The 25,589-nt window shown below is 56.6% G+C and carries 22 protein-coding genes and 1 pseudogene; 14 read left to right on the top strand and 9 right to left on the bottom strand.

Annotation, left to right across the window (positions count from 1 at the left end; translation table 11 throughout):
- Positions 1–107: 107 nt before the first annotated feature.
- The 3 genes from fruA to fruB are packed head-to-tail and all read right to left on the bottom strand — an operon-like array spanning position 108 to position 3,887.
- Positions 108–1,802 (bottom strand): PTS fructose transporter subunit IIBC, encoded by a 1,695-nt coding sequence (gene fruA / locus DVA43_RS02135; protein ID WP_114314428.1) that lies wholly within the window; start codon positions 1,800–1,802, stop codon positions 108–110.
- A 16-nt stretch (positions 1,803–1,818) separates the two neighbouring features.
- Entirely contained in the window at positions 1,819–2,757 is a 939-nt protein-coding gene (gene fruK, locus DVA43_RS02130; RefSeq protein ID WP_114314427.1) for a 1-phosphofructokinase, read from the bottom strand.
- Positions 2,757–3,887, bottom strand: a complete 1,131-nt coding sequence (fruB, locus tag DVA43_RS02125; RefSeq protein ID WP_114314426.1) for a fused PTS fructose transporter subunit IIA/HPr protein — start codon at positions 3,885–3,887, stop codon at positions 2,757–2,759. Before fruB ends, fruK begins: the two co-directional genes overlap by 1 nt.
- Positions 3,888–3,908: 21 nt before the next feature.
- Between fruB and DVA43_RS24445 the strand changes: the two genes are divergently transcribed.
- Positions 3,909–4,199 carry a hypothetical protein gene (locus DVA43_RS24445; RefSeq protein ID WP_147271007.1) on the top strand — a complete coding sequence of 97 codons (291 nt, stop codon included), beginning with the start codon at positions 3,909–3,911 and terminating at the stop codon, positions 4,197–4,199.
- A gap of 46 nt (positions 4,200–4,245) precedes the next feature.
- Positions 4,246–5,427 (top strand): sugar efflux transporter SetB, encoded by a 1,182-nt coding sequence (gene setB / locus DVA43_RS02120; RefSeq protein WP_114314425.1) that lies wholly within the window; start codon positions 4,246–4,248, stop codon positions 5,425–5,427.
- Here the strand turns inward: setB and DVA43_RS02115 are convergent.
- Complete coding sequence (locus tag DVA43_RS02115) at positions 5,424–5,678, bottom strand: YkgJ family cysteine cluster protein (RefSeq protein WP_114314424.1); 255 nt, start codon at positions 5,676–5,678, stop codon at positions 5,424–5,426. The genes setB and DVA43_RS02115 overlap by 4 nt on opposite strands.
- Positions 5,679–5,841: 163 nt before the next feature.
- On the opposite strand from DVA43_RS02115, the gene yeiP reads away from it, so the two are divergent.
- Positions 5,842–6,414: an elongation factor P-like protein YeiP gene (gene yeiP / locus DVA43_RS02110; protein WP_103825003.1), complete on the top strand. Its 573-nt coding sequence runs from the start codon at positions 5,842–5,844 to the stop codon at positions 6,412–6,414.
- Positions 6,415–6,540: 126 nt separating this feature from the next.
- Here the strand turns inward: yeiP and uxuA are convergent, their stop codons facing one another.
- A complete protein-coding gene (gene uxuA, locus DVA43_RS02105) occupies positions 6,541–7,731 on the bottom strand; it encodes a mannonate dehydratase (protein ID WP_114314423.1) in 1,191 nt (396 codons plus the stop codon).
- 205 nt (positions 7,732–7,936) lie between these two features.
- Here uxuA and DVA43_RS02100 point away from each other — a divergent pair, with 205 nt between their 5' ends.
- The 9 genes and pseudogenes from DVA43_RS02100 to yejF all read left to right on the top strand — a co-directional run bounded on the left by DVA43_RS02100 (position 7,937) and on the right by yejF (position 19,586).
- Positions 7,937–9,403, top strand: a complete 1,467-nt coding sequence (locus DVA43_RS02100; protein ID WP_114314422.1) for a mannitol dehydrogenase family protein — start codon at positions 7,937–7,939, stop codon at positions 9,401–9,403.
- A 123-nt stretch (positions 9,404–9,526) separates the two neighbouring features.
- Positions 9,527–10,513 carry a GTP-binding protein gene (locus DVA43_RS02095; RefSeq protein ID WP_114314421.1) on the top strand — a complete coding sequence of 329 codons (987 nt, stop codon included), beginning with the start codon at positions 9,527–9,529 and terminating at the stop codon, positions 10,511–10,513.
- Between the two features lie 33 nt (positions 10,514–10,546).
- Positions 10,547–11,272 carry a phosphatase PAP2 family protein gene (locus DVA43_RS02090; protein ID WP_114314420.1) on the top strand — a complete coding sequence of 242 codons (726 nt, stop codon included), beginning with the start codon at positions 10,547–10,549 and terminating at the stop codon, positions 11,270–11,272.
- 404 nt (positions 11,273–11,676) lie between these two features.
- A complete protein-coding gene (gene mepS, locus DVA43_RS02085) occupies positions 11,677–12,246 on the top strand; it encodes a bifunctional murein DD-endopeptidase/murein LD-carboxypeptidase (RefSeq protein ID WP_103180364.1) in 570 nt (189 codons plus the stop codon).
- Positions 12,247–12,428: 182 nt separating this feature from the next.
- A pseudogene (locus DVA43_RS02080) lies at positions 12,429–13,985 on the top strand (cyclic di-GMP phosphodiesterase).
- Between the two features lie 75 nt (positions 13,986–14,060).
- Positions 14,061–15,866: an extracellular solute-binding protein gene (locus DVA43_RS02075; RefSeq protein WP_114314419.1), complete on the top strand. Its 1,806-nt coding sequence runs from the start codon at positions 14,061–14,063 to the stop codon at positions 15,864–15,866.
- Positions 15,867–15,875: 9 nt separating this feature from the next.
- Positions 15,876–16,970, top strand: coding sequence for a microcin C ABC transporter permease YejB (locus DVA43_RS02070; protein WP_114314418.1), 1,095 nt, complete (start codon positions 15,876–15,878; stop codon positions 16,968–16,970).
- On the top strand, positions 16,970–17,995 hold the full coding sequence (locus DVA43_RS02065) for an ABC transporter permease (protein WP_114314417.1): 1,026 nt from the start codon (positions 16,970–16,972) through the stop codon (positions 17,993–17,995). The genes DVA43_RS02070 and DVA43_RS02065 overlap by 1 nt, the downstream gene beginning before the upstream one ends.
- A gap of 1 nt (position 17,996) precedes the next feature.
- Positions 17,997–19,586, top strand: a complete 1,590-nt coding sequence (yejF, locus tag DVA43_RS02060; protein ID WP_114314416.1) for a microcin C ABC transporter ATP-binding protein YejF — start codon at positions 17,997–17,999, stop codon at positions 19,584–19,586.
- A gap of 3 nt (positions 19,587–19,589) precedes the next feature.
- Here the strand turns inward: yejF and DVA43_RS02055 are convergent, their stop codons facing one another.
- The 3 genes from DVA43_RS02055 to rsuA all read right to left on the bottom strand — a co-directional run bounded on the left by DVA43_RS02055 (position 19,590) and on the right by rsuA (position 22,186).
- The gene (locus tag DVA43_RS02055) at positions 19,590–19,934 is read right to left on the bottom strand and encodes a YejG family protein (protein ID WP_103180374.1); all 345 of its coding nucleotides are present in this window, start codon (positions 19,932–19,934) and stop codon (positions 19,590–19,592) included.
- Positions 19,935–20,266: 332 nt separating this feature from the next.
- Positions 20,267–21,463 carry a Bcr/CflA family multidrug efflux MFS transporter gene (locus DVA43_RS02045; RefSeq protein WP_103824994.1) on the bottom strand — a complete coding sequence of 399 codons (1,197 nt, stop codon included), beginning with the start codon at positions 21,461–21,463 and terminating at the stop codon, positions 20,267–20,269.
- Positions 21,464–21,478: 15 nt separating this feature from the next.
- Positions 21,479–22,186 (bottom strand): 16S rRNA pseudouridine(516) synthase RsuA, encoded by a 708-nt coding sequence (gene rsuA / locus DVA43_RS02040; protein WP_103824993.1) that lies wholly within the window; start codon positions 22,184–22,186, stop codon positions 21,479–21,481.
- Between the two features lie 151 nt (positions 22,187–22,337).
- Here rsuA and DVA43_RS02035 point away from each other — a divergent pair, with 151 nt between their 5' ends.
- Together DVA43_RS02035 and rplY are read left to right on the top strand one after the other, a co-directional pair.
- Entirely contained in the window at positions 22,338–24,098 is a 1,761-nt protein-coding gene (locus DVA43_RS02035; protein ID WP_114314415.1) for a DEAD/DEAH box helicase, read from the top strand.
- A gap of 125 nt (positions 24,099–24,223) precedes the next feature.
- Positions 24,224–24,508 carry a 50S ribosomal protein L25 gene (rplY, locus tag DVA43_RS02030; protein WP_103824991.1) on the top strand — a complete coding sequence of 95 codons (285 nt, stop codon included), beginning with the start codon at positions 24,224–24,226 and terminating at the stop codon, positions 24,506–24,508.
- A gap of 51 nt (positions 24,509–24,559) precedes the next feature.
- Here rplY and yejK read toward each other — a convergent pair whose 3' ends face one another.
- The gene (yejK, locus tag DVA43_RS02025; RefSeq protein ID WP_114314414.1) at positions 24,560–25,567 is read right to left on the bottom strand and encodes a nucleoid-associated protein YejK; all 1,008 of its coding nucleotides are present in this window, start codon (positions 25,565–25,567) and stop codon (positions 24,560–24,562) included.
- Positions 25,568–25,589 lie beyond the last annotated feature (22 nt).

Genomic DNA, 25,589 nt, shown 5'->3' with positions numbered 1-25,589 from the left:
TTTTTTGTAGATAACTTTTTCTTGTCTCCAAAAAACTGCGAGCAGCAACACGATTAAAGGCAAAAAAAAGGGCAGAGTCGCCTCTGCCCTTTTCGGATGGTGAGAGATTATGCTGCTTTCGCCGCAACCGCTTCAGCTTCCGGGCGTTTCAGCACCGCGTAAGAGAGACCAGCCACCAGGGTACCGGCGATAATCGCAAACAGGTAACCCAGCACTGGCGTAATCGCACCTGGGATTAACAGAACAAACAGACCACCGTGCGGCGCCATCAGTTTCGCGCCAATCGCCATGGAGATAGCGCCGGTCACCGCGCCACCGACGATACAGCATGGCAGCACGCGCATCGGGTCACGGGCAGCGAACGGAATCGCCCCTTCGGTGATAAAGCACAGGCCCAGTACCAGCGCCGCTTTACCGCCTTCCTGCTGCGCCTTGTCGAACTTACGACGGGCAACAATAGTCGCCAGGCCCAGCGCCAGCGGTGGCACCATACCCGCCGCCATAATGGCAGCCATTGGCGCATAGGTCTGGGTACTCAGCAGGCCGACACCGAAGGCGTAAGATGCTTTGTTCACCGGACCCCCCATATCGGTACACATCATCGCACCGAGGATCGCACCCAGCAGGACCGCATTGGCGGTGCCCATGGTTTGCAGCCAGTGGGTCAGGCCTTCGAGGATACTCGCAACCGGCTTACCAATCAGGTAGATCATCGCCAGGCCAACCACCAGGCTGGAGATCAGCGGAATGATCAGGATCGGTTTCAGCGCTTCCATGCTCTGCGGCAGTTTCAGCTTCGAGCTAATCAGCTTCGCCATGTAGCCTGCGAGGAAGCCCGCGATGATCCCGCCGATAAAGCCAGAGCCGGTGCTCACGGCCAGCATACCGCCGATCAGACCCGGAGTCAGACCCGGACGGTCAGCTATAGAGAACGCAATGTAACCCGCAAGGACCGGCACCATCAGCGCGAACGCCGAGCCGCCGCCAATCTGCATCAGCGCCGCCGCCAGGGTACCCGGCTCTTTAAAGGCTTCGATACCAAAGGCGAAGGAGAGCGCGATACAGAGACCGCCCGCCACCACCATCGGCAGCATATAGGAGACGCCCGTCAGCAGGTGACGATACGCGCCAGCAGACTCTTTTTTGCCTTCAGAAGCCGCAGCCGCGGTGTTGCCCGCAGGCTGGAACGGTTTCGCTTCAGCCTGGGCTTTGTCCAGCTCTTGCGCGGTTTTCTTCAGTGCCAGACCAGTGGAAGTGCGGTACATCGGCTTACCGGCAAACTTCGCCAGATCCACTTCGATATCTGCCGCCACAATCACCAGATCCGCAGCCGCCACCTCTTCCGGGGTGATCGCATTACCTGCGCCTACGGAGCCGCGGGTTTCGACTTTTACCCACCAGCCGCGTTTTTTGGCTTCGGTTTCAATGGCTTCCGCCGCCATAAAGGTGTGCGCTACGCCGGTCGGGCAGGCGGTAACCGCCACCACGCGTTTCGGCCCCGCAGCAACAGCCGTTTCCGCCGCCGCGACAGGTGCGGTATAGAGTGCCGCATGGCCTTTCGCTTCGCTCAGGAACAGTTCCGGGTGTGCAACGGCGCGGTTGATATCGCCCAGCCACACTTTTTTACCGTTCAGCGAGCTGTCCGCCGGGATTTTGTCGCCCAGGACGATAACCAGTTCGGCATCGCCCGGGTTGTCGATGAAATCAAGGTGTGCTTTATGTCCCGCCGAACTCAGCAGGGTTTTCGCCATATAGGCGCGCGCCTGTCCGAGTGCAGAGTCAATAATCAGCAGCGTTTTCATTATGCCTCTCCTGCTGTCAGTTAAAGGGTTTTAAGTCAACGCGCGCCATCATCGCGGCCAACTGGGTACGATCGGTAATACCGACATTGCTCTGGCTGACGGCCAGGGCTGCAACGGCGGTGGCAAGACGTAAAGTATGTTCACTGGATTCGCGCATCAGCAGGCCATAAATCAGCCCGCCCACCATCGAGTCGCCGGCACCGACGGTGCTGACCACTTCCATCGACGGTGGTTTGGCGATCCATTCGCCGGAGGCGTTAACCCACAGCGCACCCTCTGCCCCCAGAGAGATGACCACATGAGCGATACCCTGCTCACGCAGCGCATGGGCGGCTTCAATCACATCCTTTAATTCTGGCAGCTTACGGCCTGCCCAGATCTCAAGTTCGCGACGATTAGGTTTCACCAGCCACGGTGCGGCTTTCAGACCCGCCACCAGCGCATCGCGGCTGCTGTCAAAGATGATGCATGGGCACTGGCTGCGCAGACGCGTCATCCAGTCGGTAAAGGCTTCCGGGCTGACGCCGGACGGCAGACTGCCGCTGACGCAGACCATGTCGAACTGACCCAGCCAGGTCAGGGAGTCATTCACAAAACGCTCCCAGTCGGCCTGGGTCACTTCAAAACCTGAGAAGTTCAGGTCTGTAACTTCGCCATCTTTCTCGGTCAGCTTCACGTTGATGCGGGTACGCCCCTGCACCACCTGGAAACGGTTGGCGATCCCCAGCTCGCTGAACAGCTGCTGGAAACCATCCTGGTTGTCTTTGCCGAGGAAACCGCCGACGGTGACGTCGATGCCCAGATCCTTCAGCACTTTGGCAACGTTAATCCCTTTACCTGCCGCGTGCAGGCCAGTGGTACGCACGAGGTTGACTTCGCCGCGTTCAATTTCCGGGCAAAAGCCCACGAGGTCGTAAGCCGGGTTCAGCGTAATAGTGGCAACACGTCTGCTCATTATGCGCCCTCCCCCAGACCCGCCGCGATGGCTTCGCCAATCGCTTTCAGCGCCTGTTCAGCATCCGCACCCTGCGCGGTGAAGCGCAGGCGATGGCCTTTCTTCACGCCCAGCGCCACGACTTTCATCAGGCTGCGGCCGTTGGCCGGTTTACCGCTGCCGTCGAGGTTGGTCACGGTCACGTCGCTGTTGAACTGTTTAATGGTATTAACCAGCATGGTGCCAGGACGGGCATGCAAGCCATGTTCGTTGCGCACCACAAACTCGGCGCTCAGCAGTTCATCGGTGTTCACATCATCGCTGGTCAGCAGCGCCAGCAGGGTTGCGGCATCCGCTTTCAGCAGTTGTTCAGCTTTTTTGTTCAGCAGCAGATCGCCAAGGCGCTTCAGCACCTCAACCGGCTGTTCATCGGCCATGGCGACGGTCACCAGCATCGCCGTGGTTTCACCGGCGGTATCGAATGCGGTTGCCGCACGGCTGACGGCGATAGCGCTGCGCAGGTTGCCTTCAGCACAGTCGTTCAGCCAGACGCCCTGACCGAGATTCAGCGGTTTGTCGTTAATGGCGTGGGCCACGAAGGCGGTATCCACTGCACCAGCCTCTTTCAGGCGACCGGCGTTCAGCGCCTGTAAGGTCACCAGATCGGAGGCGGCTACGTCGAGCGTCAGCGTCTCGTTATCCAGCTTCAGGGCTTCGCTCTGCTTTTCACCCATCAGCAGGGCGCGAAGCTCTTCGGCGGTGGTGGCAGATTTCAGCTGATCAGCCACGGCGTCGTCGCTCAGGACGTGCGTCAGCTGACGCAGCAGACCGAGGTGCTCATCGCTGCTGGCGGCAATGCCGATGGCAACATAGGCCACCTGGCCTTCACCCCAGAGCACGCCCTGCGGGAACTGATAGACCTGAACGCCGGTTTTCAGCACCTGATCGCGGGTATCGGTGGTGCCATGCGGAATGGCGATGCCATTGCCAAGGAAAGTTGAGGTCTGCTGCTCACGCGCCAGCATGCCGTCAACGTAGCCGTTGGCGACGTTGCCCGCCTGCACCAGCGCTGCGGCGATCTGCCGGATAGCCTCTTCTTTAGTACCGGCCTGTTCGCCGGGATGAATGTCCTGCACGGATAACTGGAACATGGTTCTCCACTCCTGCTGAAATTGAATCGTTTCAGCTTAAATGTGAAAAAAGGCGCCAATCCGTTTGGGTTAGGTAAACCAATTAGCGCTGAAACGTTTCAAGAAGTCTTGCGCTTTACAGGCTTCCTTGCAAGTAAAGCCGCATTTCAGCATGCAGAATTTAGAGTTACAGCACATTTTTGCTGCAGGCCGCTGCCTTCCGGGGGCGTACAACCGCTCGGCTTCAGCAACTTCAGCAAGCGCAGCGGCGGAATAAAAACCCGTTTTGATTTTTTGTGGGGTAATTGGCGAGGGTATCTGTTTATTTTATGACAAGCGGCGTAAACTCCGCGTCTCTTCATATCACTGATACAGAAACATGCACACCACGCCCGCAGCCGCCTCACCGAAGTCATTTGATTTGACCTCATCGGCGTTTTTAATTGTTGCTTTCCTTACCGGCATTGCCGGCGCGTTACAGACCCCGACGCTGAGCCTGTTCCTTACCAACGAGGTGCATGCCCGCCCGGCCATGGTCGGCTTCTTCTTTACCGGTAGCGCCATTATCGGCATCCTGGTCAGCCAGTTCCTGGCCGGTCGTTCAGACAAGCGGGGCGATCGCAAATCCTTAATCGTCTTCTGCTGTCTGCTGGGTGTTCTGGCCTGTCTGCTGTTCGCCTGGAACCGTAACTACTTTGTGTTGCTGTTTGTCGGCGTATTCCTTAGCAGCTTTGGCTCTACCGCCAACCCGCAGCTGTTTGCCCTCGCCCGCGAACATGCCGACCATACCGGTCGCGAGGCGGTGATGTTCAGCTCGATCCTGCGTGCCCAGGTGTCGCTGGCCTGGGTCGTGGGGCCGCCGGTGGCCTATGCGCTGGCGATGGGCTTTGGCTTCCCGGTGATGTATATCAGCGCCGCCGTGGCGTTTGTGGTCTGTGGCGCGATGGTCTGGGTTTTCCTGCCGACGATGCGCAAGGAGCCGAAGCTGGCAACCGGCGTACTGGAGTCACCGCGCCGCAACCGTCGCGACGCCCTGCTGCTGTTTACCATCTGCACCTTAATGTGGGGCACTAACAGCCTCTATATCATCAATATGCCGCTGTTTATCATTAATGAGCTGCATCTCTCCGAGAAGCTGGCGGGGGTAATGATGGGAACCGCAGCCGGGCTGGAGATCCCGACGATGCTGATTGCGGGCTACTACGCAAAACGCTTCGGTAAGCGCTTCCTGATGCGCGTTGCCGCCGTTGCCGGTTTGCTGTTTTACGTCGGGATGCTCACCGCGCACACGCCGGTAGTGTTGCTGGGGTTACAGCTGCTGAACGCCATTTATATTGGCATTCTCGCCGGGATCGGCATGCTCTATTTCCAGGATCTGATGCCGGGTCAGGCGGGCGCGGCCACCACGCTTTATACCAACACCACCCGCGTCGGCTGGATCATCGCAGGCTCCGTGGCGGGCGTCGTGGCCGAGATCTGGAGTTATCACGCGGTATTCTGGATTGCGCTGGGGATGTGCATCGCTACGACGATCTGTCTGACGCGTATAAAGGACATTTAAGGCGCGGTAAGCGCCTCGAGTTCGAGCAGCCAGGTCATGGCCTGGCCGCGCGTATCGCAGCACATCTCCCGCGACGGCTGCAGGCCAGCACAGACTTTGGGCCGCGAGCTCAAGCCGAAGATTTTGCAGCGCTGTTGCGCGTCCAACTGCACGCAGGGGGTATTGGCAGGCTTGCCGTTGGGCATCCCGGGAATGGGGCTGGAGATGGAGGGGGCGGTGCAACATGCTCCGCAGTCCGGACGGCAATCCATATTCGTACTTTACCTGAAAGAAAGCCGCTCCCGCGGGCGTGACGGGCACAGTAACACCTTTTGCGTATTGATAGCAAAAGCCGCGAAATCCGCTTGCCTGAAATGCCGCGCGCGAGTACTTTGACGCGATATTTTTGACCTTCCCGTTAACAGGATTACTGCAATGCCAAGAGCGAACGAAATTAAGAAAGGTATGGTGCTGAATTACAACGGCAAACTGCTGATTGTAAAAGACATCGATATTCAGGCACCCAGCGCCCGTGGCGCAGCAACGCTGTACAAAATGCGTTTCGCTGATGTGCGTACCGGTCTGAAAGTTGAAGAGCGTTTCAAAGGCGACGATATCGTGGATACCGTTACCCTGACCCGTCGCTATGTCGATTTCTCGTATGTTGACGGCAACGAATATGTCTTTATGGATAAAGAAGACTACACGCCATACATCTTCACCAAAGATCAGATTGAAGAAGAGCTGCTGTTTATCCCGGAAGGCGGGATGCCGGATATGCAGGTCCTGACCTGGGATGGCGTTCTGCTGGCGCTGGAGCTGCCGCAGACCGTTGATCTGGAGATCGTGGATACGGCACCGGGCATTAAAGGCGCATCCGCGTCTGCACGTAACAAACCTGCAACCCTGACCACCGGTCTGGTCGTGCAGGTGCCGGAATACCTCTCCGCAGGCGAGAAAATCCGCATCCATATCGAAGAAAAACGCTATATGGGCCGTGCTGACTAAGTGCGGGCTGTTTTGCCGGGTGGCGGCTTCGCCTTACCCGGCCTACAAAAGCACGCATAAAAAAACCGGCTCATTGGCCGGTTTTTTTGCAGGCCCGGTAAGCGCAGCGCCACCGGGCATCAAGGCTTAAAGAAGCTCAGGATATTTGGTCATCTTCAGCGCCAGCTCCACGCCGCGCAATTCCGCCATCCCTTTCAGACGGCCAATGGCCGAATAACCCGGGTTAGTTTTCTTACGCAGATCGTCCAGCATCTGGTGCCCGTGATCCGGACGGAACGGAATAGGACGCAGATCCCCCGCCTGCTTACGGCGTTTCTCTTCACGCAGAATGGCATCCACGACCGCCACCATATTCACGTCGCCGCCGAGGTGCGCCGCTTCGTGGAAGGTCTTCGGATTCTCTTCCCGGCAGGTTGCCCGCAGGTGGGTAAAGTGAATGCGGTCGCCGAAGGTTTCAATCATCTGCACCAGGTCGTTGTCGGCCCGCACGCCGTAGGAGCCGGTACACATGGTGAAGCCGTTGCTGATGCTGTCGACCGTCTCTTTCAGCCACTGCATATCCTCAATGGTGGAGACGATACGCGGCAGGCCCAGGATAGGACGCGGTGGATCGTCCGGGTGGACCGCCAGACGCACGCCCACCTCTTCCGCCACCGGCACGATAGCGCGCAGGAAGACGGCCATATTTTCCCGCAGCTGGTTTTTATCGATGTTGCCATACTCCGCCAGGCGCGCACGGAACTGGTCGAGGGTGTAGCCCTCTTCCGCACCCGGCAGGCCGGCGATGATATTCCGGGTCAGCTTTTCGATATCCGCTTCGCTTGCCGCATCGAACCACGCCTGCGCCTGCTGCTGCTCTTCTACAGTGTAGTCAGCCGCTGCGCCTTCACGCTTCAGGATGTGCAGCTCGAACGCGGCAAAGGCGATCTGGTCAAAACGCAGTGCCTTTGAACCATCCGGCAGCTGATATTCGAGGTCGGTACGCGTCCAGTCGAGGATCGGCATAAAGTTGTAGCACACGGTGTCAATGCCGCAGGCCGCGAGGTTGCGAATGCTCTGCTGGTAGTTGGCGATCCAGGTCTGATAGTCGCCGGAGTGGGTTTTGATCTCCTCGTGAACCGGAATGCTCTCCACCACCGACCAGGTGAGTCCTTTTTCGGCCAGCAGCGCCTGACGCGCTTTGATCTCTTCTACCGGCCACACCTGACCGTTAGGAATATGGTGTAGCGCGGTGACAACGCCCGTTGCGCCAGCCTGACGCACGTCATCAAGAGAAACAGGATCTTTGGGTCCGTACCAACGCCAGGTTTGTTCCATCGATTCACCCTCAAAAGTTGTTATACCAATATTTCGTCATGTGATGACGACTACCATACATGCATGCGGAAACAGGTCAACTCGCCTCGCAATATTGATTGATCCATCTCACAGTTCCCGGATATTTACGGCTTACCAATTCAATTTGTTGTCATATAACTTTACACTCACCTTGTTAATTAATGGTTAATCAGGTGTTTATTTCATGAAGACAATTGCCTCCACCGCGCTACCCGCTCACGTGTTGCAGCCGCAGTACGATCGCCAGGCGTTACGCTCCCGTATCGTCCATTTCGGCTTTGGCGCCTTTCATCGCGCCCATCAGGCACTCCTGACCGACCGGGTGCTGAACGCCAAAGGCGGCGACTGGGGGATCTGTGAGATTAGCCTGTTTAGCGGCGATACGCTGATGAGCCAGCTGCGCGCGCAGGATCATCTCTTTACGGTGCTGGAAAAAGGCGCCGACGGAAATCAGCCGATTATCGTCGGGGCGGTACATGAATGCCTGAACGCTAAACTCGATTCGCTGGCGGCCATTATTGAGAAGTTTTGCGAGCCGCAGGTGGCGATCGTCTCCCTGACCATCACGGAAAAGGGCTACTGCATCGATCCGGCCACCGGCAAGCTGGATACCCGCAACGAACGTATTATTCACGATCTGGAGTACCCGGATGCGCCGCACTCGGCGCCGGGTATCCTGGTCGAAGCGCTGCATCGCCGCCGCGAGCGCGGCCTGGCACCGTTCAGCGTGCTCTCCTGCGATAACATTCCGGACAACGGCCACGTGGTGAAAAATGCGGTACTGGGGATGGCCCACAAGCGCTCGCCAGAGCTGGCGGAGTGGATCGCCGCCAACGTCAGCTTCCCGGGCACGATGGTGGACAGGATCGTACCCGCCGCCACCGACGATTCCCTTGCGGAAATCGCCCGCGAAGTGGGGGTTGAGGATCCGTGCGCCATTAGCTGCGAGCCGTTTATTCAGTGGGTGATCGAGGATAACTTTGTTGCCGGTCGCCCGGAGTGGGAAGTGGCCGGGGTACAGATGGTGCAGGATGTCCTCCCCTGGGAGCAGATGAAGCTGCGCATGCTCAACGGCAGCCACTCTTTCCTCGCCTATCTCGGCTATCTGGCCGGTTTCGCCCATATTAACGACTGCATGGCCGACAGCGCGCTGCGTGACGCCGCCCGTCGTCTGATGCTTAACGAACAGGCGACGACGCTGCGCATCACCGGGGTGGATCTGATCGCCTACGCCGACAGCTTGATTGAGCGCTTCGCCAACCCGGCACTGCAACACCGCACCTGGCAGATTGCGATGGATGGCAGCCAGAAACTGCCGCAGCGAATGCTGGAGAGTATCCGCCTCCACCTGCAGCGCGACACCGCCTGGCCACTGCTGGCGCTGGGAGCCGCCGGGTGGATGCGCTACGTCAGCGGCGTGGATGAAGCGGGCAATGCCATTGACGTGCGCGATCCGCTGAGCGATAAAATTCGCGCCATCATTGAGACCAGCAGCGAGGAGGAGCGCGTGACCGCCCTGCTGACGCTGAATGAAATTTTTGGCCACGACCTGCCTCAGGATCCTCAGTTCGTGGAGGCCATCACCCAGGCTTACCAGCGTATCAGCCAGTCGGGCGCGCGCCAGGCGATTATCGACACGCTGTCGCTTTAACCTTTATTGCGCTTAAGGCGAGCGGGGAGTCTCCCGTTCGCCCTTCCCCTTTCCAATGCTGTTCTTTTCCGCCAGGATTATTGATAATTGTTATAGCATTACATTTATCACCCTGGAGCACCTGTGACTAAAACCAACCTCATTACCGGTTTTCTCGGCAGCGGGAAAACCACGTCGATACTGCACCTGCTGGCCAATAAAGATCCTGACGAAAAATGGGCCGTGCTGGTCAATGAATTTGGCGAGATCGGCATTGATGGCGCGTTGATGGCCGATAACGGGGCGCTGATAAAGGAGATCCCAGGGGGATGCATGTGCTGTGTCAACGGCCTGCCGATGCAGGTGGGGCTGAATACCCTGCTGCGACAGGGCAAGCCCGACCGACTCTTGATTGAACCTACCGGGCTCGGTCATCCGAAGCAAATCCTCGACCTGCTGACCGCTCCGGTCTATGAGCCGTGGATCGATTTACGCGCCACCCTGTGCCTGCTCGATCCCCGTCAGCTGCTGAACGAAAAATTTGTCCAGAACGAGAATTTCCGCGATCAGCTGGCGGCCGCCGACATCATCATTGCCAATAAAGAGGACCGCGCCACCCCGGAAAGCCGCGCCGCGCTGGAACTCTGGTGGCAGCACTTCGGCGGCGAGCGTCAGCTTGCGCACACCACCCAAGGGAATGTGGATAATGCCCTGCTCGACCTGCCGCGGCGTAATCTTGCTGAACTGCCCGCCAGCGCAGCCCATTCCCACAGCCACGGCGAAAAACAGGGTCTGGCGGCACTGAGTCTGCCTGCGCACCAGCGCTGGCGTCGCAGCCTGAACAGCGGCCAGGGGCATCAGGCCTGTGGTTGGGTCTTCGACGCCGACACCTGCTTCGATACCATCGGTTTACTGGAGTGGGCACGGCTTGCGCCGGTTGAACGGGTGAAAGGGGTAATGCGTACCCCCGATGGGCTGGTACGGATTAATCGTCAGGGAGAAGATTTCTTCATCGAAACGCAGGGTGTGGCGCCGCCGGACAGCCGAATAGAGTTAATTAGTGCGGTTAACACCGACTGGAATGCCTTACAGTCGAGCTTGTTGAAGCTTCGTTTAAGTTCGGGGAACTAACGTTGCCCTGATTGAACTACTTACGGCGTAATGATGAAAACCCGACTTTTCCCCATTTTATTGCTTAATGTCGCCGGTGTGGCGCTCTTCTTATCCTGGTATCTGCCGGTCAACCACGGTTTCTGGTTCCCGCTGGATAGCGGGATATTCCACTTCTTTAACCGGCAGCTGGGAGAGAACCGCGCCTTCCTGTGGCTGGTAGCAATTACCAATAACCGTGCCTTTGACGGCTGCTCGCTGCTGGCGATGGGTTATCTGATGCTGACGTTCTGGCGAAAAGAGAGTCCCGCCGGGCGCCGACGTATTCTGATGATTGGCCTGGTGATGCTACTGACCGCGGTGGTGCTGAACCAGCTGGCGCAGGCCCTAATACCGGTGAAACGCTCAAGTCCGACGCTATTTTTCCCGGATATTTACCGCGTCAGTGAATTGCTGCATATTTCGACAAAAGATGCCTCTAAAGACAGTTTCCCAGGCGATCACGGAATGATGCTGCTTATTTTCAGCGCTTTTATGTGGCGTTATTTCGGCCATAAGACTTTCGTATTAGCCCTGATTATTTTTGTGGTTTTCGCATTCCCTCGAGTAATGATCGGTGCGCATTGGTTCACTGATATTGCCGTTGGATCCCTTTCTGTGGCGTTGATTGGGCTTCCGTGGTGCCTGATGACGCCATTGAGTGAGCGTTTAATCGCCTTCTTTAATCGTTACCTGCCCGGCAATACAACAAAATCAAAACAAGTTACTAACCGAAATTAACAATAACCATCAGGGATCATAACCGATCCCTGATAGATTTTTCCCTCGACTTCAGCGTCTTTGTCATCTTCTTGTCATATTAATAACGTTAGAAATTAACGCGTTGTACATTACTTAACCTAAATCACCCTGTCTGACCACGTTCCCGTCAAGTTACTTTTACTATCATATTTCCTTATAAAAAAATTGAGTATTTTTACTCGCAATACCTGTCTCAATCAGGTAATCTCAGACTCGTTTTACCTCAGCGCCACAATTATTATCGTTGTAAATAAATTTGTGCGATTCGCCACAGATTTGACCATAAAGAATTGTCTGTTAGTGCGCAGGTATTTAGTCTCGTCTCGCTTGGCATTTTTTATAACGATATTTGTCGTTAAGGACTTCAAGGGAAAATAAACAACATGGTCAAATCTCAACCGATCTTGAGATACTTCTCACGGGTAATCCCGGCGATTGCAGTCGCGGTTCTGCTTTCAGCTTGTAGCGCATCGAACACCGCAAAGAATATGCATCCTGAGACGCGTGTTGTGGGGTCAGAAGACGCCTCTTCACTGCAAGCTTCTCAGGATGAATTTGAAAAAATGGTCAGCAATCTGGATATCAAATCCCGATTAATGGACCAGTATGCCAGCTGGAAGGGCGTGCGCTATCGCCTGGGCGGCGAAACACGTAAAGGCATTGATTGTTCCGGTTTCGTACAGCGTACCTTCCGCGAACAGTTTGGTTTAGAACTTCCGCGTTCAACCTATGAACAACAGGAGATGGGCAAATCGATTTCGCGTAATAGCTTACGTACCGGCGATTTAGTTCTGTTCCGTGCGGGTTCAACCGGCCGTCATGTCGGCATCTATATTGGTAACGACCAGTTTGTTCACGCGTCCACCAGCAGTGGTGTGACGATCTCCAGTATGAACGAGCCATACTGGAAAAAGCGCTACAATGAAGCGCGTCGTGTACTGACTCGCAGTTAACCGCCTGTGCTGTCCGTTTCCCTTGACTGACAGCATGGAAAAAAGCACTGCTATGGCAGTGCTTTTTTTTTTATCGCAGGACGCGATAAGTCTGGACGGCTCGTTCCAGGCTATAGTTTTGTTGTTGCGTGAGTTTAGCCGTCATGATAATGCGGGCGGCAAATCAGGATCCCATAACATTTATGTTTACCCGCCATTTATCTTCCCGCCGAAAGGTGCTGATGCTCAGCGTACTTTCAGCTCTTATCGTCGCCCTGCTCTGCGGCGGTATGCAGTTTTTTTTCAGTTACCATAAACGCGAAGTAAAATACGATAACCTGATTAAAGATCTCCATGACTACATGGAAAGTTATTTTAAAGAGCTGCGCGTTTCTGTTGATGAATTACAGCCGCTGACGCTCAGCGAGTGCTCGGATGTACGCTCTGAACTCACCTCCCGCGCGTCATTCAGCCTGAACGTCCGCGCCTTTCTGCTGGTGAAAGATAAAATGGCCTTCTGCTCATCAGCAACCGGGCCGATGCATGTCGCGCTCAGCGAACTGGTGCCGGAAATTGACGCAACTAAAGCGGTAGATATGGCCCTGCTGCCGGGCACGCCAATGATGCCGAAAAAACCGGCCATTGTGTTGTGGCATCGTAATCTGCTGATGAAAGATGGCGGGATATTTACCTCTATTAACCTCAATCTGACCCCTTATTTGCTTTATACCGCTCGCTAGGATGAGTTTGCCGGTATTTCCTTGATCATTGGCAATACGGTTTTTTCCACCTATTCAAACCGCATCACCCACGTTTCGGAGCTGAAAGAGCGCCCTGCGCGCTCAAGTAAAATTGAAGGACTGCCGCTCACCGTTAATCTCTACGCCGAAAGCTGGACGATGGAAGATCTGGTCTTCGCGCTGCTGTTTGGTCTGTTGTGCGGCTCCAGCGTCGGGGTGCTCTGCTTCTACTGGCTAATGATGCGCGCCAACCCGCGTAAAGAGATCCTGACCGGCATTAAGCAGAACCAGTTTCATGTGGTCTACCAGCCGGTGGTGGGTGCCAGCGATTTGCAGATGCGGGGCGTGGAGGTGCTGATGCGCTGGCAGCATCCCGGCGCGGGGGCGATCCCGCCGGATGCCTTTATTAATTTTGCAGAGGCCCAGCAACTGATTGTGCCGCTGACGCTGCACCTTTTCGACCTGATCCTGCGCGATGCACCAGCATTAGCGAAACGGCTGCCGCCAGGCTCCAAGCTGGGCATTAATATTTCGCCAGGCCATCTGCACGCCGAGAGCTTTAAAGATGACATGCGCAAGTTTGCCGCCTCGCTGCCGCCGGATCATTTCCAGATTGTGCTCGAAATTACCGAGCGCGACATGCTCAATCAACGCGAAGCGACAAAGCTGTTTGAGTGGCTGCATCTGGAAGGTTTTGAAATCGCGGTGGATGATTTTGGTACCGGACACAGCGCCCTGATCTATCTTGAGCGTTTTACCATGGACTACCTCAAAATCGACCGGGGATTCGTGAATGCTATCGGGATGGAAACTGTCACCTCCCCGGTACTGGATGCGGTGCTGACCCTGGCCCGGCGGCTGAATATGGTGACCGTCGCCGAAGGTGTTGAAACCCCCGAGCAGGCGAAATGGCTGCGCGATCACGACGTCAATCTGCTGCAGGGCTACTGGATAAGCCGGCCCCTGCCCCTGGAGCAGTTCCTGAACTGGCAACCTGATATTCACCTTGATAGCGAATAATTGCCCAACCACCGCTACGTCACTTATTATTCTGGTATCTTGCCCGGGCAGAACAGATAAGGACAACGTAGCGTAATGATAGTGCGCATTGTGGTGCTAATGGTGGCGTTGATAAGCGGGTTCAGTCAGGCGCAAACCATTAAAGAGAGCGACGCCTTCGCGGTTATTGGCGAGCCAAAATATGCCATCAATTTCGATCACTACGATTACGTCAATCCCACCGCGCCAAAAGGGGGCGCTGTGACCCTGGCGGCAAATGGCACCTTCGATAATTTCAACCGCTATGCCCTGCGCGGCGTGGCGGCAGAAAGAACCGACGCCCTCTACGATACCCTCTTTACCACGTCAGACGACGAGCCCGGCAGCTATTATCCGCTGGTGGCTGAGACCGCCCGCTATGCCGATGATTTCTCCTGGATGGAATTGACCATCAACCCGCTGGCGCGGTTTCACGACGGTACGCCGGTCAAAGCTAGCGATGTCGCCTTCACCTTCCATAAATTTATGACCGAGGGCGTCCCACAATTCCGGCTGGTCTACAAAGGGGCGACGGTGACGGCCATCGCGCCGCTGACGGTGCGCATTACCCTTGCCAGTCCTAATAAAGAGGACATGCTGAGCCTGCTCACCCTGCCGGTAATGCCGGAAAAGTTCTGGAAAGATCATAAGCTCAGCGACCCGCTCTCCACCCCACCGCTGGCTGGCGGGCCGTATCGCATCACCAGCTGGCGGATGGGGCAATATGTGATTTATTCCCGGGTAAAAGATTACTGGGCGGCAAACCTGCCGGTAAACCGGGGCCGCTGGAATTTCGACACCCTGCGCTACGACTACTATCTGGATGACAACGTGGCCTTCGAAGCCTTTAAAGCGGGTGCCTTTGATATGCGGGTCGAGAGCAGCGCCAAAAACTGGGCCACACGCTACAGCGGAAAAAACTTTGATCGCGGCTTTATCGTGAAAGAGGCGCTGAAAAATGATTCCGCGCAGGACACGCGCTGGCTGGCATTTAATATTCAGCGCCCGGTATTTACCGATCGCCGCGTGCGCCAGGCCATTACCCTCGCCTTCGATTTTGAGTGGATGAACAAGGCGCTCTTTTATGGTGCCTACAGCCGTGCCAACAGCTATTTCCAGAATACCGAGTATGCCGCCCAGGGCTACCCGGATGCCGCGGAGCTGACGCTCCTCGGCCCGTTAAAAAATGCAGTTCCCCCGGAAGTGTTTACGACTCGCTTTCAGCCCCCCGTCTCGAAAGGCGACGGCTTTGATCGTAACAATCTCCTGAAAGCCAGCCAGCTGCTGGACGAGGCGGGTTGGGTCATCCGAAATAAGCAGCGGGTCAATAAGCAAACCGGCAAACCGCTCAGTTTTGAACTGCTGTTGGCCTCCGGCGGCAACAATCAGTGGGTACTGCCGTTCCAGCACAACCTGGCGCGGCTGGGCATTACCCTGAATATCCGTCAGGTGGATAATTCACAGCTCACCAACCGGATGCGCAACCGCGATTACGATATGATGCCTCGCCTGTGGCGGGCCATGCCGTGGCCGAGCAGCGATCTGCAAATCTCCTGGGCCTCTCAGTACATTGATTCCACCTACAATTCACCGGGGGTGAAAAATCCGGCGGTGGACAACCTGATTGCGCAAATCGTCGCCGCGCAGGGGGATAAAGCCAGACTGGTACCGCTTGGCCGGGCGCTGGATCGGGTACTGACCTGGAACTATTACATGCTGCCAATGTGGTTTATGGGGGAAGACAGGGTCGCCCGCTGGGATAAGTTCGCCCTTCCCGCCCAGCGCCCGGTTTATTCTCTCGGGTTTGATACCTGGTGGTATGACGTTAACAAAGCGGCGAAATTACCCGTCGAACGGCGTTAAGGGATCGCAATGGGCGCATATTTACTTCGTCGTTTACTGCTGGTGATCCCCACCCTGTGGGCGATCATTACCATCAACTTTTTTATCGTGCAGATTGCTCCGGGCGGCCCGGTGGATCAGGCCATTGCCGCCATCGAGTTCGGTAACAGCGGGACGATGCCCGGCGGAGGCGATGCGGGCATGCGCGCCAGCCACGCCCGCACCGGGGTCGGCAATATCAATGAGAGCCACTATCGCGGCGGGCGCGGCCTGGATCCGGAGGTGATCGCCGAGATCACCCAGCGGTACGGCTTCGACAAACCGATCCATGAGCGTTACTTCAAAATGCTGGGCGACTATCTGCGCTTCGATTTTGGCGATAGCCTGTTCCGCAGCGCGTCGGTGCTGCATCTGATTAAAGAGAGCCTGCCGGTCTCCATTACTCTGGGGCTATGGGGGACGCTGATCATCTATCTGGTCTCCATTCCGTTAGGTATTCGTAAGGCGATGGATAACGGCAGCCGGTTCGATATCTGGAGCAGCACCTTCATTATTATTGGCTATGCCATCCCGGCGTTCCTGTTTGCCGTCCTGCTGATTGTCTTTTTCGCCGGTGGAAGCTACTTCGATCTCTTCCCGCTGCGCGGGCTGGTCTCGACCGATTTCAGCAGCCTGCCGTGGTACAAAAAGATAACCGACTACCTGTGGCACATTACCCTGCCGGTGCTGGCGACGGTGATCGGCGGCTTTGCGGCCCTGACCATGCTGACCAAAAACGCCTTTCTTGACGAGATCCGCAAGCAGTATGTGGTCACCGCCCGCGCCAAGGGGGTGAGCGAGCGGCGCATCCTGTGGAAACATATTTTTCGCAATGCCATGCTGCTGGTCATCGCCGGTTTTCCGGCCACCTTTATCAGCATGTTCTTTACCGGCTCCCTGTTAATTGAGGTGATGTTCTCCCTCAACGGCCTGGGTCTGCTCGGCTACGAGGCCACCGTTTCGCGGGATTATCCCGTGATGTTTGGCACGCTCTATATTTTCACCCTGATTGGCCTGCTGCTGAATATCCTGAGTGATATCTGCTATACGCTGGTCGATCCGCGTATTGATTTTGAGGGTCGCTGATGCTGCGCTTAAGCCCCGTCAACCACGCCCGCTGGGCTCGCTTTCGTCACAACCGCCGCGGCTACTGGTCGCTGTGGATCTTCGCCCTCTTTTTTGCGCTGAGCCTCTGTTCGGAGATCATCGCCAACGACAAACCGCTGCTGGTGCACTTTAACGATCGCTGGTACGTGCCGGTTTTCAAGGATTACAGCGAGAGCGACTTTGGCGGCCCCTTTGCTACCGCGGCGGATTATCAGGACCCGTGGCTACAGGCGCAATTGAATGAGCACGGCTGGGTGCTCTGGACGCCAGTCCGCTTTGGCGCCAACAGCATTAACTTTGCCACTACCACCCCGTTCCCGTCGCCACCCTCGGCACAAAACTGGCTGGGTACCGATGCCAACGGCGGCGATGTGCTGGCACGTATTCTGTACGGTACCCGCATTTCTATACTGTTTGGCCTGCTGCTGACCCTGTTTTCCAGCGTCATGGGAGTGCTGGCCGGGGCGATCCAGGGCTATTACGGCGGCAAGATTGATCTCTGGGGACAGCGGTTTATCGAAGTGTGGTCCGGCATGCCAACGCTGTTTTTAATTATTTTGCTCTCAAGCGTGGTGCAGCCTAACTTCTGGTGGCTGCTGGCTATCACGGTGCTGTTTGGCTGGATGGCCCTGGTAGGTGTGGTGCGGGCGGAGTTCCTGCGCACCCGCAATTTCGACTACATTCGCGCCGCCCAGGCGCTGGGGGTGAGCGATCGCGGGATCATTTTCCGCCACATGTTACCTAATGCGATGGTCGCCACCCTCACCTTCCTGCCGTTTATTCTGTGCAGCTCCATCACCACCCTCACCTCGCTCGATTTTCTCGGCTTCGGCCTGCCGCTGGGCTCGCCTTCCTTGGGGGAGTTGCTGTTGCAGGGCAAAAATAACCTGCAGGCGCCATGGCTTGGGATCACCGCTTTCCTCTCCGTTGCTGTACTGCTCTCCTTGCTGATTTTTATTGGCGAAGCGGTACGCGATGCCTTCGACCCGAATAAGGCGGTTTAAGATGACGCAGCCTTTACTTCACATCGACGCGCTCTCCGTTGCTTTTCGCCAGCAGGACGAGCTGCGCACCGTGGTGAATGATATCTCCCTGAAAATTGACGCCGGCGAGACGCTGGCGCTGGTTGGCGAGTCGGGTTCCGGGAAGAGCGTCACTGCCCTGTCGATCCTGCGTCTGCTCCCCGCCCCGCCGGTGGTCTATCCCCAGGGCGATATCCTGTTTCACGGCGAGTCTCTGCTGCATGCTGACGAGCGCACGCTGCGCGGGGTGCGCGGCAATAAGATCGCCATGATCTTCCAGGAGCCGATGGTGTCGCTGAATCCGCTGCACACCCTTGAAAAACAGCTTTACGAGGTGCTCTCCCTGCACCGCGGGATGCGTAAAGAGGCCGCCCGGGGAGAGATGCTGGATTGCCTCGAACGCACCGGGATCCGCAACGCTGCAAAACGGCTTGCCGATTTCCCGCACCAGCTTTCCGGCGGTGAGCGCCAGCGAGTGATGATTGCCATGGCGCTGCTGACCCGTCCGGAGCTGCTCATCGCCGATGAGCCCACCACCGCGCTGGATGTTACGGTGCAGGCGCAGATCCTGCAGCTGTTACGCGAGCTGCGCGACGAGCTGAACATGAGCCTGCTGTTTATTACCCACAATCTCAGCATTGTGAGAAAGCTGGCCGACCAGGTGGCGGTGATGCAGAACGGTCGCTGCGTGGAGCAGAACCGCGCCGCGCCGCTGCTTGCCGCACCGCAGCACTCCTACACCCAACGCCTGCTCAACAGCGAGCCCGCAGGGGATCCCATCCCACTGCCGCAAGATGTTCAGCCGCTGCTGCGGGTGAAGGATCTCTCGGTGGCGTTTCCGCTACGTAAAGGCATCCTGCGCCGGGTGGTGGATAACAAGCAGGTGCTGAACAACGTCAGCTTTACCCTGCGCCCGGGTGAGACCCTGGGGCTGGTGGGTGAGTCCGGCTCCGGCAAGAGCACCACCGGGCTGGCGCTGTTACGCCTGATCGCCTCAAAGGGGGAGATCCTGTTTGACGACAAGCCCCTGCATGAGTGGGATCGCCGCCAGATGTTGCCCGTCCGCCACCGGATGCAGGTGGTTTTTCAGGATCCTAACTCTTCTCTTAACCCGCGCCTCAACGTGCAGCAGATCATTGAGGAGGGGCTGCGGGTGCATCAGCCCGATCTTAGCCTGCAGGCGCGTGAAGAGGAGGTGATTCGGGTAATGGGTGAAGTGGGGCTCGACCCGCAGACCCGGCATCGTTACCCCGCCGCCTTTTCCGGCGGCCAGCGCCAGCGGATCGCCATTGCCCGCGCGCTGATTTTGCGCCCGGAGCTGATAATTCTGGATGAGCCGACCTCATCCCTCGATAAAACCGTTCAGGCGCAGATCCTGGCGCTGTTGAAAGATTTACAGCGAAAACACCGTCTGGCCTATATTTTCATCAGCCACGATTTGCAGGTGGTACGTGCGCTATGTCACCAGGTGATTGTGTTACGTCAGGGAGAGGTGGTCGAGCAGGGAGACTGTCAGCGCGTCTTTGCCGCGCCGACGCAGGAGTATACGCGTCAGCTGTTAGCGTTACGCTGACGCTCAGAAAGGATTCTGGCCAGAGAAAGGCTCAGCGATAGCCACGCCGACGTTTTTCAGGCGGCAGGTTGCCGCAAACTCATCCTGGCTTTTCACGAACAGACACGGCTCGCCTTCGCACTCCAGTACCGAGCTGTAAAGCTCAATGTCCGTCAGCGCCTGGCTCAGCTTTTCCATCAGCGGCCATGCGTTGCCCTCTTCCGGGCTCAGCAGTTTGAGCGCCACCAGACAATTATCAGGGGTTGTTCCGCTTTGCGGAATCGGTTCAACTTTCGAGCCTGCAAAACCCGCCGACCAGCGATAGCTCTGCGGCAAGCGATGCACAATTGAGAGCTGTAATGTATTCACGTTTATTCCCCGGAAGCAAATTTACTTCACAATCTATTTACATTTATAGTAACACAACATTAACCGCCTGCTCTGTTTTTAGTAAGAAAACGCTTACATCCAGGATTTATGGGTTCAGACGACTTATTTTTCAGGGCTTTCTGGCGGTGTTTCAGGGTTGTAGCGGCGCTATATGTACCCGTTTCTGTGATCTAACACAACCTTTTTAACTACAAAGCTGTGACTATTTACACAAATAGATTTTACATAAAAGAAACAAACATGAGGTGAGTGAACCGCATCCTGGTTGACCTGTATCAAAAAAGGGCTCCGACAGAGCCCTTTTTTGTGCATCAGTTCACCGATTTTCTTGGCCGACTCGCGTAAAGGCAGAAAAGAATTGAGCCAGTGGCGCACAGCGCAATTGACCAGAGCATCGGCCAGGCGCTGTTAAACGTCGCCAGTGAAAGCAGCGCGCCGACAATAGCGCCAATACCAAAGCGGAAAGTCCCCGCCAGTGAAGAGGCGGTACCAGCCATATGTGGGAATTCGTCGAGGATGACCGCCATTGCGTTGGACGAGACCATCGATATACAGCCAACAAACGCCGCAATACCGATCACCAGCGCCCAGAATCCGACATCAAAGTAAGCGGTCACCACCATCCACACCGCCATCACGAACTGGATCCACAGCCCGATGCGGAACATATTCAGTGCCCCTACCCGGCGCACGAAGCGGCTGTTGATCATCGTCAACACGAAGATGAATACCACGTTCAGCGCGAAATAATAGCCAAATTGCTGCGGTGAGACATGGTTAAGCTCAATGTAGACAAACGGCCCGGCGCTGAGGAATGAGAACATCCCGGCAAAGCTGAAACCGCTGGCCAGCATGTAGCTCAGCACGCGCTTATGGCGAAACAGCGAGGCAAAGTTGCCAAGCGTGGTGCGAATATGAAACTTCTGCCGGTGCTGTGCAGGCAGGGTCTCTTTAATAAAGAAGAAGATCATTGCCGAGGCCAGCAGGGCCGCCAGCGCCAGGATCCAGAAAATGGCGTGCCAGCTAAACCAGACCAGCACCGCCCCCCCGACCATTGGCGCCACCAGCGGCGCGACGGTGGTCACCAGCATGACGAATGACATCATGCGGGAGAACTCCTCCTTCGGGTAGATATCGCGCATCAGGGCATTGATGACCACGCTTGCCGCCGCAGCCGCCAGGCCGTGGAAGAAACGCATCACAATGAGGTGATCGACGGACTGCGCCATCGCGCAGGCCATCGCCGCGCCAGCGAACACCAGCGTGCCGCCCAGCACCACCGGTTTGCGCCCCAGGCTGTCGGCCATTGGCCCGTAAAGCAGCTGACCGAGGGCAAAACCGAGAATATAGCTGCTGAGGGTCATTTGTACGCTGCCTGCCGGCACGCCAAACTGCTCGGCGATCACCGGCAGTGCGGGCAGATACATGTCGATAGACAGCGGCATCAGCATGGCCAGCAGGCCAAGAATAAAAACAATGCTGAACGACGAGTGTGGCCTGGTGGTCACAATTAACTCCTGAAATTAGCGTGAAGAGAGGCCAACGCTGGCAATTTCTTCTTCCGTTAACGGGCGGTATTCGCCTGGCTCAAGGTCCGGGTCGAGAGCGATAGCCCCGATCCGTTCGCGATGCAGACCGACAACGTGATTTCCCACGGCAGCGAACATGCGCTTCACCTGATGATAGCGCCCTTCGCTGATGGTCAGACGCACCTCGGTTGGGGTAATGACTTCCAGCACGGCAGGTTTGGTCAGATCTTTTTCATTATGCAGCTGAACGCCGTGGGCGAACTGCTCTGCCGTACTGTCGCTCACCGGATTTTCCAGCGTCACCAGATAGGTCTTTTCACAATGGTGGCGCGGCGAGGTGATCCGGTGTGACCACTGACCGTCGTCGGTCATCAGCACCAGGCCGGTGGTATCGATATCCAGACGCCCGGCGGCATGCAGTTTGTGGGCGACCGGCTCATCGAGAAAATAGAGCACGGTGGGATGGTCGGGATCGTCGGTCGAGCAGACATAGCCTTGCGGTTTATTGAGCATGAAGTAGCGCGGGCCATTCTGCTGCGTCAGCGAATTGCCTTCGTACTCAACCTGATGGTCAGGCTGGAGTTTGAACGCGCTGTCTCGCACAATATCGCCCTCCACGGTAACGTGGTTGGCGCGGATCAGACGCCCGGCAATAGCGCGGCTTACGCCGAGTTGCTGAGCGATAAACTTATCAAGTCGCATGAAATATTTTAAGCCTTAAAGGTGCCAGGAGCCGGACAACGCGTCCGGAAAAGAAGCAGTCAGGAACAGCCAAGTATAACGGGCTCTGTGCGCCACTCAAGGGAAAAAGTTTCGTGGCATAATATGAGCGAGATAACCAAACCGAGACCCCATGACCTTTACACTTCGCCCTTACCAGCAAGAAGCCGTGGACGCTACCCTCGCCCACTTTCGTCAGCATAAAGAACCGGCGGCCATTGTCCTGCCCACCGGCGCGGGCAAAAGCCTGGTGATCGCCGAACTGGCGCGCCTGGCCCGGGGCCGCGTGTTGGTGCTGGCGCACGTCAAAGAGCTGGTGGCGCAGAACCATGCCAAATATCTGGCGCTGGGTCTGGAGGCTGATATTTTTGCCGCCGGTCTACAGCGTAAAGAGAGCCACGGCAAAGTGGTCTTCGGCAGCGTGCAGTCGGTGGCGCGCAACCTGGACAAATTCCAGAGCGAGTTCTCCCTGTTGATTGTCGATGAGTGCCACCGCATCAGCGATGATGATGATAGCCAGTATCAGCAGATCCTGACCCATCTGAAAAACGTCAATCCGCAGATCCGCCTGCTGGGGCTTACCGCCACCCCGTTCCGCCTCGGTAAAGGCTGGATTTATCGCTTCCATTACCATGGCATGGTGCGCGGCAATGAAAATGCGCTGTTCCGCGACTGCATTTACGAGCTGCCGCTGCGCTACATGATCAAACATGGCTACCTGACCCCACCGGAGCGGCTGGATATGCCGGTAGTGCAGTATGACTTCAGCCGGTTGCAGGTGCAGAGTAACGGCCTCTTCAGCGAGGTGGATCTTAACCGCGAGCTGAAAAAGCAGGACCGTATTACTCCCCATATTATCAGCCAGATCATGGAGTTTGCCGCCACGCGTAAAGGGGTGATGATTTTTGCCGCCACCGTGGAGCACGCCCGGGAGATCACCGGCCTGCTGCCTGCCAGCGAGGCCAGGCTTATCACCGGCGAAACGCCGGGCAGCGAGCGCGACCGGCTGATTGAGGATTTCAAGGCGCAGCAGTTCCGCTATCTGGTTAATGTGTCAGTGCTTACTACCGGCTTTGATGCCCCGCACGTCGATCTGATTGCCATTCTGCGTCCGACCGAATCCGTCAGCCTTTATCAACAGATCGTGGGCCGCGGCCTGCGCCTGGCCCCCGGTAAAACCGACTGCCTGATCCTGGATTATGCCGGGAATCCCCATGACCTGTATGCCCCGGAAGTGGGTGCGCCAAAAGGCAAAAGTGACAACGTGCCGGTACAGGTGTTTTGCCCCGCCTGCGGCTTTGCCAATACCTTCTGGGGTAAAACCACCGCCGACGGCACGCTAATTGAACACTTTGGCCGTCGCTGCCAGGGCTGGTTTGAAGATGACGAGGGCCATCGCGAACAGTGTGACTATCGCTTCCGCTTTAAAAACTGCCCCCAGTGCAACGCCGAGAACGATATCGCCGCCCGCCGCTGCCGCACGTGCGATGCGGTGCTGGTCGATCCCGACGATATGCTGAAAGCGGCCCTGAAGCTGAAGGACGCCCTGGTGCTCCGCTGCAGTGGAATGGCGCTGGCACACGGTGCCGATGATAAAGGTGAATGGCTGAAAATCACCTATTACGATGAAGATGGCGCCGATGTAAGTGAGCGCTTCCGTCTGCACACGCCTGCCCAGCGCACCGCCTTTGAACAACTGTTTATCCGCCCGCATACCCGTACGCCCGGTGTACCGCTGCGCTGGATCACCGCGGCGGATATCGTTCATCAACAGCCGCTACTGCGTCACCCGGATTTTGTGGTGGCGCGGAAAAAAGGGCAGTTCTGGCAGGTGCGAGAAAAAGTGTTTGATTATGAGGGCCGCTTCCGCCGTGCCAATGAATTGCGGGGATAGCGGGACTTTTCATTGATGTGAAAGCCATTTGAGTATAAAATGCCGCCCGCTTCACATCCGTGAGGCAGAACACTCACCTGTTGCTGGGTCGCCTGTAACAGGATTTTTTATACAGAGAGAAATCAATGTTCACTATCAATGCAGAAGTACGTAAAGAGCAGGGTAAGGGTGCGAGCCGCCGCCTGCGCGCAGCTAACAAATTCCCGGCCATCATCTATGGCGGCGAAGCTGCTCCTGTCGCAATCGAACTGGACCACGACAAACTGTGGAACCTGCAGGACAAAGCTGAGTTCTACAGCGAAGTTCTGACCATCGTTGTTGACGGTAAAGAAGAGAAAGTTAAAGCTCAGGCAGTACAGCGTCACGCTTTCAAGCCAAAACTGACTCACATCGACTTCGTTCGCGCGTAATCGCAAACTTGTCGAAAAAAAACCCCGCAATGCGGGGTTTTTTTATGGCCGTTATTTGCCGCCAGAGGTGCGACGCTGCAGCTGATCCCGCAGATTTGGCGGAGTGCCTTTAATGGTCAGCGTGTCGGTCGCCGAATCCCAGAAAATGCGCTCGCCGAGCAACATGGCATCAAAGTTGATGGTTAATCCACCGCCGCTACCGGCAAATTTGGTGAGCTGACGCAGGGTACTGCGATCCGCCGGGAAGCTCTCTTCCAGCTCGTAGCCTTTCTCTGCCGTAAAGTCCTGGAAGCTCACTTCGCTGACGCCCGCCAGCTCTTTGGAGAGCGATTCCAGTTCAATCTCTTCGCCCGCCTGCAGCTGTTCGTTGCAGTAGGCATAAACCTGCTGGCGCACGTTCTGGCGTTCCGCTTTGTCCAGCCCGGCTTCTGCGGTGAAGTCATCCACCGCCTGCAGCAGGCCTTTATTCTGCGCTTTGGCATTCAGCCCTTCGCTGGCGCCGAGGAAATCCATAAAGAAGTCGGCCACCTTGCGCCCTACCCGGCCTTTCAGGAAGGTCAGATAGCGGGTGGATTCAGGATTGGTTTCCCATTCGGTCAAATCGATACGCGCCACAATATCCGCGTGGTTAATGTCCAGATAGTGGGTCGAGCTGATATCCAGCTGCTCGTTGACGCGCATGCTGCTTAAGTTGTTCAGCACCGCCACCAGCAGGTACTCGACCGCCAGGTAACGGTAGTGGCAGAACAGGACGATGCCACCATCGGCAAAGGGGTATTTTGCCAGCTCATCGCGCAGGCGGCCGGTGGCGGCCCGGCTGAACGCGAGAAAATCGTCTTCACCCTGACGCTGCTGGCGCAGCGCCTGCGCCAGTTCGCTCTCTTCGCTGAACAGGCCGTAGGCTTTGTTTTTGGCACTGTATACCCGATGCAGCTCCGCCATCATGTCAACAACGGTAGGCGTCGGTTCCAGTAACGAATCGCGCAGCACCAGCTCAAGGGTTTGCTCATCACGCTTGATAAGCTGGTGCAGAGCAATCTGGTTGATATCCAGACTCATGTTAAACTCTCCTTTTAGACCG

The organism is Leclercia sp. W6 (assembly GCF_003336345.1).
Classification (GTDB): Bacteria; Pseudomonadota; Gammaproteobacteria; order Enterobacterales; family Enterobacteriaceae; genus Enterobacter.
This window is presented reverse-complemented; position numbering and strand designations above follow the sequence as displayed.